Source organism: Halobacillus sp. BBL2006 (genome assembly GCF_000786645.1).
Taxonomy (GTDB): Bacteria; Bacillota; Bacilli; order Bacillales; family Halobacillaceae; genus Halobacillus.
In genome coordinates, this window is sequence record NZ_JRNX01000051.1 from 1 (window position 1) to 10,929 (window position 10,929).

At 45.4% G+C, this 10,929-nt stretch carries 9 protein-coding genes; 8 read left to right on the forward strand and 1 reads right to left on the reverse strand.

Annotated features, from left to right (window positions below; genetic code table 11):
• Window positions 1–245: 245 nt before the first annotated feature.
• The 8 genes from LD39_RS23760 to LD39_RS02065 all read left to right on the forward strand — a co-directional run bounded on the left by LD39_RS23760 (window position 246) and on the right by LD39_RS02065 (window position 8,682).
• On the forward strand, window positions 246–374 hold the full coding sequence (locus LD39_RS23760) for a hypothetical protein (RefSeq protein WP_255349874.1): 129 nt from the start codon (window positions 246–248) through the stop codon (window positions 372–374).
• A gap of 6 nt (window positions 375–380) precedes the next feature.
• A complete protein-coding gene (gene putP, locus LD39_RS02035) occupies window positions 381–1,892 on the forward strand; it encodes a sodium/proline symporter PutP (protein ID WP_035542358.1) in 1,512 nt (503 codons plus the stop codon).
• Window positions 1,893–2,215: 323 nt separating this feature from the next.
• Window positions 2,216–2,506 (forward strand): Asp-tRNA(Asn)/Glu-tRNA(Gln) amidotransferase subunit GatC, encoded by a 291-nt coding sequence (gene gatC, locus LD39_RS02040; protein ID WP_035542360.1) that lies wholly within the window; start codon window positions 2,216–2,218, stop codon window positions 2,504–2,506.
• Window positions 2,507–2,518: 12 nt separating this feature from the next.
• Window positions 2,519–3,991, forward strand: coding sequence for an Asp-tRNA(Asn)/Glu-tRNA(Gln) amidotransferase subunit GatA (gene gatA, locus LD39_RS02045; RefSeq protein WP_035542362.1), 1,473 nt, complete (start codon window positions 2,519–2,521; stop codon window positions 3,989–3,991).
• Complete coding sequence (gatB, locus tag LD39_RS02050; RefSeq protein ID WP_035542363.1) at window positions 3,988–5,418, forward strand: Asp-tRNA(Asn)/Glu-tRNA(Gln) amidotransferase subunit GatB; 1,431 nt, start codon at window positions 3,988–3,990, stop codon at window positions 5,416–5,418. The genes gatA and gatB overlap by 4 nt, the downstream gene beginning before the upstream one ends.
• Window positions 5,419–5,577: 159 nt before the next feature.
• On the forward strand, window positions 5,578–6,483 hold the full coding sequence (locus LD39_RS02055) for a diacylglycerol kinase (RefSeq protein WP_035542365.1): 906 nt from the start codon (window positions 5,578–5,580) through the stop codon (window positions 6,481–6,483).
• Between the two features lie 215 nt (window positions 6,484–6,698).
• Window positions 6,699–8,090 (forward strand): 23S rRNA (uracil(1939)-C(5))-methyltransferase RlmD, encoded by a 1,392-nt coding sequence (rlmD, locus tag LD39_RS02060; RefSeq protein WP_035542366.1) that lies wholly within the window; start codon window positions 6,699–6,701, stop codon window positions 8,088–8,090.
• A 304-nt stretch (window positions 8,091–8,394) separates the two neighbouring features.
• Complete coding sequence (locus LD39_RS02065) at window positions 8,395–8,682, forward strand: YkvS family protein (protein WP_052158691.1); 288 nt, start codon at window positions 8,395–8,397, stop codon at window positions 8,680–8,682.
• Window positions 8,683–8,978: 296 nt separating this feature from the next.
• Here the strand turns inward: LD39_RS02065 and katG are convergent.
• A partial coding sequence (katG, locus tag LD39_RS02070) for a catalase/peroxidase HPI (protein WP_035542371.1) occupies window positions 8,979–10,929 on the reverse strand: 1,951 nt, incomplete at its 5' end.

Sequence of the window (10,929 nt, forward strand, 5' to 3'; positions counted from 1 at the left end):
AAAGAAATATAAAAAAATTTTGTGAATGTTTATAGTCGATTTGACATATATATGCATCTTTATGCAGTATAAACGAATAAAAATTCAAAATCGACTATATTACACAATTTTTGCAATGTTCTAACAAATATAATATGATATGGTTGTACCTGTGTTTGGATTTTTAAGCTTCTATGACTTAAGAACCAGAAGTCGGAAACAATGCATAGGAGTGCATAACAAAAGAGATTAGAGGAGGTGGGAAGGTGTTTGAACTAGCCACAGCAGCAACAACGACAACGATTCAAGGGGCTACATGGTTCTGGTTGTTTGTCCCAATGCCAATTTTAATCATTCTATCTATTATCACACTATTCACTGAGAGGAGCGAATAACAAAACATGAGTACTGCAACGTTAATTACGTTTATAGTTTATCTTATCGGTATGCTGGGGATCGGTTTTGCAGCATACAAACTAACAAGTGATTTATCCGATTATGTATTAGGTGGTCGTCGATTAGGTCCAGGAGTAGCCGCGCTATCTGCCGGTGCATCGGACATGAGTGGCTGGTTGCTATTAGGTTTACCAGGTGCTGTTTACGCAAGTGGTTTATCATCTGCATGGATTGGTGTAGGTCTTGCCATTGGTGCTTACTTGAACTGGCAATTCGTAGCACGCCGTCTGCGTGTTATGACTGAAATTGTGAATGATTCCATCACAATTCCGGATTATCTAGAGAACCGTTTCCGTGACAACTCCCATATCTTACGTGTTATCTCTGCATTTGTAATCCTATTATTCTTTACCTTCTATACATCCTCCGGTATGGTAGCCGGTGCGAAGCTATTCCAAGCTTCATTTGAACTGAGCTATAACCAAGCTCTTTGGATTGGTGCAATTGTAACCATTTCTTACACATTCCTAGGTGGTTTCCTAGCGGTAAGTTGGACAGACTTCGTTCAAGGTATCCTAATGTTCTTAGCATTAATTGCGGTACCGATCGTAGCTGTTTCTGAACTTGGCGGTTGGAGCAGTGCTGTAGACGCAGTTGCTCAGATTGACCCGTCTCACCTGAACATGGTTCAAGGCGTAGGTGCCCTTGCTATTCTTTCATCTCTTGCATGGGGACTTGGTTACTTCGGTCAGCCACACATCCTTGTACGTTTTATGGCACTACGTTCTCCTAAAGACGTACCGAAAGCACGTTTCATCGGTATGGGCTGGATGATTCTAGGTCTTTACGGAGCGATTTTCACAGGTCTATTCGGTCTTGCATTCATCAACACTCAAGACCTGGGCACACTGGGAAGCTTCAATGCTGAAGTTGTTAACGAAGGCGGCATTCAAATGCTGGCTGACTCTGAGAAGATCTTCATCACCTTCTCACAAATTCTGTTCCACCCAGTCATTGCAGGTATCCTGCTTGCGGCAATCTTGTCTGCAATCATGAGTACCATTGACTCTCAGCTTCTTGTATCTTCTTCTGCACTAGCAGAGGACTTCTATAAAGCGATCTTCCGTAAGAACGCTTCTGAGAAGGAATTGGTATGGGTTGGTCGTTTCGCCGTAGCAGCAATTGCATTGATTGCAATTCTGATTGCCGGTAATCCAGACAGTAAAGTACTTGAACTTGTATCTTACGCTTGGGCTGGTTTCGGAGCTGCATTCGGTCCGATCATCATCTTATCCCTATTCTGGAAAGGAATCACTCGTAATGGTGCCCTGGCTGGTATTATCACCGGTGCGGTTGTCGTTGTAGTATGGGCTGATTTCTTAAGTGGCGGTATCTTCGATCTTTACGAAATTGTACCTGGTTTCATCTTGAGTGGACTAGCTGCAATCCTAGTAAGTATGGGTGGTACTCCACCGAAAGAAGTTGTCGAAGAAATGGACAAAGCAAAATCTCTATAATCGAGAACTTCAGAAAGAATCTCCGGTTCGCCGGGGATTCTTTTTTTATTCTTGAAAAAGGGGGATGCGCTCTGGCACTGGTGTATCACGTTCTAACTGGGATCCAGCAACGCCCTAGCGCGAAAGTATAACGCCCTAACGAAAGCTAGTATCGCCCTAACATCAGAAAGTAACGTTCTAACCCCAAATTCCGCACCCCTCACGATAAGACAGCCCCCGCCTGGATATGTTAAGATAGTAAGGGTTAAAAACCGTACGTTGATTATTGATTCAGATATTTGGTATGATCATATATTATGTGAGATCGAAATGGAGGTCGCATTATGTCCAGAATTAGTAAAGATGAAGTGAAGCACGTTGCCAATCTGGCACGCCTTGCTATCACGGAAGAAGAAGCAGATATGTTCACAAAGCAGCTTGATGACATCATCACGTATGCCGAGCAGCTGAACGAATTGGATACAGAAGGTGTCGAACCAACGACACACGTCCTTGATTTGAAAAACGTGCTTAGAAAAGATGAGCCGAAGCGATGGATTTCAAAAGAAGACGCACTCAAAAACGCACCGGATCAACAAGATGGACAATTTAAAGTGCCATCTGTATTGGAATAAGGAGGTTCGACGATGTCTTTATTTGACTACACATTACGTGAGCTTCAAGAGAAGCTACATAGCAAAGAAATCACTGTCACAGATTTAGTCGATGAATCATACAAACGCATTAATGAAGTCGATGGCCAGGTCAAAGCTTTCCTGACATTGAACGAAGAAGCGGCTAGAGCTCAGGCTGCTTACCTAGATAAACAGCAGGGGGAAGAAGACGCGCCACTTTTTGGTCTTCCAATCGGCGTGAAGGATAACATCGTGACAAAAGGGCTGCGTACAACCGCAGGAAGCCAGATTCTTGATAACTTTGAGGATCCCCTTTACGACGCTACCGTTGTAAACAAATTAAACGATGCGAAATCCATTACAATCGGAAAACTTAACATGGACGAGTTCGCGATGGGTTCTTCCAACGAAAACTCAAGCTATGCTGCTGTTCGTAACCCTTGGAACACAGACTATGTGCCAGGCGGATCCAGCGGTGGTTCAGCTGCGTCTGTAGCCGCAGGCGAAGTTCCATATTCTCTAGGTTCTGATACAGGTGGGTCGATCCGCCAGCCAGCGGCCTATTGCGGGGTTGTCGGTTTGAAACCGACGTACGGTCGTGTTTCCCGTTTTGGATTGATTGCATTCGCATCTTCTCTTGACCAAATCGGCCCGATTACTCGTAACGTAGAAGACAATGCATTCCTTTTAGAAACGATTGCTGGGCACGATGCGATGGATTCTACATCTGCGAATGTCGAAGTACCGAAGTACACCGAATCTCTTACAGGTGACGTGAACGGCCTGAAAATCGGTGTGCCGAAAGAGTACCTCAGTGAAGGGGTCACACCAGAAGTAAAAGAAGCCGTTCAAGCGGCATTGAAAAAATATGAAGAGCTTGGCGCAACGTGGGAAGAAGTTTCTCTTCCACACTCCAAATATGCGTTATCTACGTATTACTTGATCGCGTCTTCAGAAGCATCAGCCAACCTTGCCCGTTTTGACGGCGTACGTTACGGCAAACGTGCTGAAGACGTTGAGTCTATGCTTGATATGTTCAAGCGTTCCCGTGCAGAAGGCTTCGGTGACGAAGTGAAGCGCCGGATCATGCTTGGAACATTCGCATTAAGCTCCGGGTACTACGATGCTTATTACAAAAAAGCACAGCAAGTCCGTACACTGATCAAAAATGACTTTGAAAAAGTATTCGCAGATTACGATGTCATCATCGGACCAACGACCCCTACACCAGCCTTTAAAGTCGGCGACAAAGTGGACGATCCAATGACGATGTATGCGAACGATATCCTGACGATCCCTGTCAACCTTGCAGGCGTACCAGGTATCTCTATCCCTTGCGGATTCTCTAGCGAAGGTCTGCCGATCGGCTTGCAGATCATCGGTAAACATTTCGATGAAGGAACGGTCTACCGTGCTGCTCATGCCTTCGAACAGGCAACTGAATTTCATAAACAACGCCCGTCTCTTGGAGGTGCGCACTCATGAACTTTGAAACGATCATCGGACTTGAAGTCCACGTTGAACTAAAAACAAACTCAAAAATTTTCAGTCCTTCTCCGAACATGTTCGGAGATGAACCAAACAGCAACGTCAACCCAATCGATCTTGGGTACCCGGGCGTCCTTCCTGTACTGAACGAGGAAGCTGTTAACTTCGCTATGAAAGCAGCGATGGCATTGAACTGTGAAATCGCAACAGACACGAAGTTTGACCGTAAAAACTACTTTTACCCGGACAACCCGAAAGCTTACCAAATCTCTCAGTTTGATAAGCCAATCGGTGAAAATGGCTACATCGACATCGAAGTCGATGGCGTGAAGAAACGAATCGGTATCACTCGTCTTCACATGGAGGAAGACGCAGGGAAGTTGACACACAGTGATGAGGGATATTCTCTTGTAGACTACAATCGTCAGGGAACACCGCTTGTTGAGATCGTATCCGAACCGGATATCCGCTCTCCAAAAGAAGCATATGCTTACTTGGAAGCCTTGAAGAACATCATCCAGTACACAGGCGTATCTGACTGTAAGATGGAGGAAGGGTCACTGCGTTGTGATGCCAACCTGTCTCTTCGTCCGATCGGTCAGGAAGAATTCGGTACGAAGACGGAGCTTAAGAACTTGAACTCCTTCTCCTTTGTACAAAAAGGACTTGAGTTCGAAGAAAAACGTCAGCGTGCGGAACTGCTTTCCGGCGGAGTAATTGGTCAGGAAACACGCCGCTATGATGAGCAGACGAAAGAAACGATTCTAATGCGTGTGAAAGAAGGTTCTGACGACTATCGTTACTTCCCAGAGCCGGACCTTGTTCCACTTCACATCGATGAAGCTTGGAAACAACGTATTTACGACCAGATTCCTGAGCTTCCAGATGCACGTAAAAAGCGTTACATCGAAGAGCTTGAATTGCCTGAGTACGATGCGATGGTTTTGACCAACAACAAAGAACTTTCCGACTTCTTCGAAGAAACAATTGCAGCTGGCGGCGACATCAAGCAGTCTTCCAACTGGCTGATGGGAGAAGTGTCTGCGTACATGAACAAGCATTACAAAGAGCTTCACGAGCTTGCATTGAGACCAGAATCTCTGGCGAAAATGATTAAGCTGATCGAAGACGGCACGATTTCTTCTAAGATTGCGAAGAAAGTCTTCACAGAGCTTGTTGAAAAAGGCGGCGATCCAGAGAAGATTGTCAAAGATAAAGGACTCGTCCAAATCTCTGACGAAGGTCAGCTGACGGAAATCGTCGTCGGCATTATGGATAACAATCCACAGTCGATCGAAGATTATAAGAACGGAAAAGACAAAGCGCTTGGCTTCTTAGTCGGTCAAGTGATGAAAGAGACCAAAGGACAGGCCAATCCTCCGATGGTCAATAAAATTATCCTTGCAGAAATGGATAAGCGTTAAGACAGGTGAACACAGAAAGCGGAAGCACGCACCGATTTCGAGAGTGCGTGTTTTCGTATGAGTGGAGACAACCCATCATATACTATAAAAAGTGTTTTCAAATTCAGGAAAAAGCGCTATGATGTAATGTGGAACATGCCTGGATGAGGGGGTTAAAGAATGAAACGGGCCCGAATTATATACAACCCGACCTCTGGAAGAGAAGTGATCCGGAAGGTTTTACCCGATATCTTACAGCGATTTGAACAAAGCGGCTATGAAACATCGACGCATGCCACCACGTGTGCAGGCGATGCTGTACAAGCCGCCAAGTATGCCGTTGAACATGAGTTCGACGTTGTCGTCGCTGCAGGCGGGGATGGAACCATCAACGAAGTGATCAACGGAATTGCCGAACAAGACCATAAACCGAAGCTCGGCGTCATTCCAGTAGGAACAACCAACGACTTCGCGCGTGCACTAAGCATCCCGCGAAACATTCATAAAGCCGTCGATATCATTTTGGAAGACTACAGTCATCCGCTCGATATCGGCCGCGTTAACGACCAATATTTCATGAACATCGCCGGCGGCGGGAAAATCACCGAGATTTCCTACGAAGTCCCAAGCAAACTGAAAACGATGATTGGGCAGCTGGCGTATTATCTAAAAGGCATCGAAATGCTGCCATCAATCCGCCCTACCCACGTCGAGATGGAGTATGACGGCAAGTGGTATGAGGGAGAGATCATGCTGTTTCTCGTTTCGAACACTAACTCGGTTGGCGGTCTTGAGAAACTGGCCCCATCCGCACGTATGGACGACGGGCTATTCGACCTGATGATCATTGAGAAGATGAACATCGCCGAATTTGTCCGCCTCGCTACACTCGCGATTCAAGGCAACCATCTTACTCATCCGAAGTTCATTCACACGACTGCCAGTCGCGTGAAAGTGAAGACAGAAGAGAAGATGCAGCTGAACATTGATGGGGAATTTGGTGGATTATTGCCCGGGGAATTTGTCAATTTGTATCGCCATATTGACTTTTTTGTACCGGAAGATAAGTTTCATGAAGAAAAATAAGGGAGAGCGCTGCTATTTTAGCGGCGCTTTCCTTTGTTTTTATGAACGGAAAGCCATTGAAACCCACCTTTTAAAGGCACACTTTAATAAATACGATAATCATTTCCCGGGACATAGAAATTTGTCGGTTTGTCTCACATAGCAGTCGAGGCGACTACGCCCTTAAAGATATGATAAACTACGGATAGATTATATAGAAAAAGGACGGATGAATGATGGCGAAACCAAAGCCGCCTGTACAGAAAAACGAAACGATTGAACTGACATTCGAAGACTTGACTCACGAAGGCAATGGGGTAGGGAAAGTAGATGGCTATCCGCTTTTCGTACCATATGGCCTTCCAGGTGAACAAGCAACTGTCAAAGTGATTAAAGTGAAGAAGAACTTTGGCTTCGGAAAACTGCTTGAGGTGAAAGAGGAAAGCAACGATCGAGTAGAGCCTCCATGCGACGTGTACTACAAATGCGGGGGCTGCCAGCTGCAACACATGAGTTATGAGATGCAATTGCAAATGAAACATAAACAAGTGAAAGATGCTATGAAAAAGATCGGCCATCTTGAACACGTATCGGTGCACGATACGATCGGTATGGATGACCCATGGCGCTACCGGAACAAGGTACAGATTCCTGTCGGACAAAAAGAAGATGGTGAACTGATGACGGGCTTTTACCAGAAACGCAGTCACAACATCATTGATATGGATACATGCCTGATCCAGGATGAAATGAACGACCGGATGGTAGAAGCTGTACGCCGTATCGCTTCAAAGCTTGGCATATCAGCGTATGGCGAATCGACACATCGCGGCACGATACGCCATATTATGGTCCGCACTGGCCAGAATACGAAAAATATTATGGTCGTCATCGTAACGAAGACGAAAAAGCTCCCACATCAGGACAAGCTGATTGAGGAGATTCGTGACGCGTATCCAAATGTGAAATCAATCGTCCATAACGTGAACAGTGCGAAGACCAATGTTATCTTAGGAAAAGAAACGAAGGTTATCTATGGTGACGAATATATCTACGATACGATTGGCGATATCAAATTCATGATCTCCCCAAAATCGTTCTACCAGGTCAACCCGACTCAGACGAAAAAGCTGTACGATCAGGCGCTTGAGTATGCTGATCTTCGCGGCGGTGAAACAGTGATAGACGCGTACTGCGGTATCGGCACCATATCGCTTTTTCTAGCACAGAAAGCGAAGAAAGTCTACGGAGTGGAAATTGTTCCTGAAGCTGTTACCGATGCGAAAAAGAATGCCCGCCTGAACAAGATGGACAACGCTGAATTCTATGTTGGCCAAGCGGAAGAGCTTATGCCATGGTGGCGCAACCAGGGACTACGACCAGACGTGATAGTCGTTGATCCTCCACGTAAAGGCTGTGATGAAGAGCTATTAAAAGCGATGCTCGATATGGAACCGGAGCGTATCGTGTATGTATCGTGTAATCCATCAACGCTCGCTCGTGATTTGAGAGTGCTTGAAGATGGTGGATATGAGACGAAAGAGGTTCAACCTGTCGATATGTTCCCACAGACGAGCCACGTGGAGTGTGTGACGTGTTTAGAGAAGAAAGAAAGTGAATCCCAATAGTATTTTGAAGAGTCATTCGTTTGCATGAATGAAAGAAAAACAGGGGGGGTACTAGTGTTTGAAGAGGCAACCAAACACTAGTACCTCCCTAATTTTTATTCCGTACCTATACATGGTAAGTTAGATCTCAACACCTAAGGCGGCGATCAGGCACTCTTCTAATAAAGAATCGTATTAGAGTAATACTCTAAGGAGATTGAGGGAACTTGATTAAGGGTATAGATAAGGGAACCCTTAACTAGAGTCTTGACACAAAAGAAATAGAAACTACATTACATTCACTCACTAGGAAGGGGAATTTATCATGGCTGATGAAAATATAAGCAAAAATTTAGTTGATGCTGCGTTTAAAAAGAAAAACTCAGAAGAAGAAAAGAAAGTAAAAGAAGACGACAAAGCAACCGTAGGTGATATCATAACTTTTCAAAAAGACGGCCAACAATTCGAAGCTGTCGTAACTTCTGCTAATTTACAAAACTCCGTTGTTTGCGATATGACCATTATGGATGATTTCTACGAGCGCAATTTAGATTTCGAAAAAACCGTTGTTGCTCATACAAACTACACCATTAAAAAACGTCGCGACGTGTAAGTTCAACAATAGTAATATATATAAAAGAGCATTACACTTATGAAGTGTGATGTTCTTTTTTTAGTGTAGGTTCGGATCTGGTACAAACATCAATTTCAGTAATGCCCCCACTGTGTTAAAACATTACCGTAGCGGGTGTCAGGCACCACCTTTGAATAAGGTAAACGCCACTTCATCCTTTATTATCTGTAATAACCATTCATCCCCCGTGGAGTGTGTAACATGGTTAGAAAAAACTAAAGAGTAAGCAAAAAGAGCCCGGGAGTTTCTACTCCCGGGCTCTTTCTACATTTTAGTTATGCGTTATGATACATCAAATCTTTGTTAATCTTAAGATCGAAACGGTCAGCATTCATAACCTTCACCCATGCATCTACAAAGTCACGCACAAATTTCTCTTTATTATCGTCTTGTGCATAAACTTCCGCGAGCGAGCGCAAGACAGAGTTTGAACCGAAGACAAGGTCTACACGCGTTGCAGTGCGCACGAGTTCACCTGTTTGGTGATCGCGCCCTTCGTATAAGTTGTAATCTGACGGCTTCCATTCGATGCCCATATCAAGCAGGTTCACGAAGAAGTCGTTCGTTAGTGCACCTACATTGTCTGTGAAAACGCCGTGTTCTGTGTCTTTATAGTTAGCACCAAGTACACGCATACCACCGATTAACACAGTCATTTCAGGTGCAGAAAGTCCAAGTAGTTGAGCTTTGTCTACTAACAGTTCCTCTGGGCTCAGTGTGTAGGCTTTCTTCTCGTAGTTACGGAAACCATCTGCCATCGGCTCTAGTACTTCAAAGCTTTCTTCATCTGTCTGCTCCTGGGTGGCATCGCCGCGTCCAGAAACGAATGGTACAGTAATCTCAACGCCGGCATCTTTGGCCGCTTTTTCTACAGCTGCGCTACCGCCAAGGACAATCAAATCAGCGATGCTGACTTTTTTATCCAATTTGCTTTGGATATCTTCGTAGACAGTAAGCACTTTTTCTAACATTTCAGGCTCGTTTACTTCCCAATCCTTCTGTGGTTCCAGACGGATGCGGCCGCCATTTGCGCCACCACGATTGTCAGAGCCGCGGAATGTGCTTGCAGAAGCCCATGCCGTCTTGATCAGTTCGCTGACAGTTAAACCAGTGTTAAGAATTTTCGCTTTCAACTCTTTGACTTCAGCGTCCGTCAAATCATAATCGACAGTAGGAATCGGGTCCTGCCAGATCAGATCTTCCTCTGGTACTTCTGGACCGAGATATCTTGATTTAGGCCCCATGTCCCGGTGAAGCAGCTTGAACCATGCACGTGAAAAAGCATCTGCGAATTCTTCTGGATTCTCGTGGAAATGACGTGAAATCTTTTCATATTCAGGATCCATGCGTAATGCCATATCCGCAGTAGTCATAAATGTAGGAACCTTTACAGACGCATCTTCTGCATCCGGTGCAAGGTCTTCATCTTTAGGATTTACAGGCGCCCACTGATTAGCACCGGAACGACTCTTCGTAAGCTCCCATTCGTAGCCGAATAATAGATCGAAGTATCCATTATCCCATGTGGTTGGGTTAGCTGTCCATGCGCCATCTACACCACTAGTGATGGTGTCACGTCCTTTACCGCTTCCGTGTGTGCTGTGCCAGCCTAGCCCCTGTTCTTCAATATCAGCCGCTTCAGGTGCTGCGCCAACTTTTTCAGGGTCTCCTGCACCGTGGGCTTTACCAAATGTGTGACCACCGGCAACCAGGGCTACGGTCTCATAATCGTTCATTCCCATACGTGCGAATGTTTCTCGGATGTCTCGGCCACTACCTAGTGGGTCCGGCTCTCCATTTGGACCTTCTGGGTTTACGTAAATGAGTCCCATCTGAACGGCGGCAAGCGGATCTTCAAGCTCACGGTCACCTGAGTAACGGTTGTCAGCTAACCATTCTTTTTCAGTACCCCAATAAACGTCTTCTTCTGGATGGTAGATATCTTCGCGTCCTCCACCAAAACCAAAGGTCTTCAAGCCCATGGACTCAAGTGCAACATTACCAGTAAGTACAAGTAAGTCTGCCCAGGAAAGTTTGTTTCCGTATTTTTGTTTAATCGGCCATAACAGGCGACGCGCTTTATCAAGGTTCGCGTTATCAGGCCAGCTATTCAGTGGAGCAAAACGCTGATTTCCTGTTGCCCCACCGCCGCGTCCGTCACCTGTACGATACGTGCCGGCTGCGTGCCATGACATACGGATAAAGAGAGGACCATAGTGTCCATAG

Bases quoted from the DNA above. Each gene is read 5' to 3' on its own strand.
- putP (WP_035542358.1), top strand. From the start codon at position 381: ATGAGTACTGCAACGTTAATTACGTTTATAGTTTATCTTATCGGTATG.
- gatC (WP_035542360.1), top strand. From the start codon at position 2,216: ATGTCCAGAATTAGTAAAGATGAAGTGAAGCACGTTGCCAATCTGGCA.
- gatA (WP_035542362.1), top strand. From the start codon at position 2,519: ATGTCTTTATTTGACTACACATTACGTGAGCTTCAAGAGAAGCTACAT.
- gatB (WP_035542363.1), top strand. From the start codon at position 3,988: ATGAACTTTGAAACGATCATCGGACTTGAAGTCCACGTTGAACTAAAA.
- LD39_RS02055 (WP_035542365.1), top strand. From the start codon at position 5,578: ATGAAACGGGCCCGAATTATATACAACCCGACCTCTGGAAGAGAAGTG.
- rlmD (WP_035542366.1), top strand. From the start codon at position 6,699: ATGGCGAAACCAAAGCCGCCTGTACAGAAAAACGAAACGATTGAACTG.
- LD39_RS02065 (WP_052158691.1), top strand. From the start codon at position 8,395: ATGGCTGATGAAAATATAAGCAAAAATTTAGTTGATGCTGCGTTTAAA.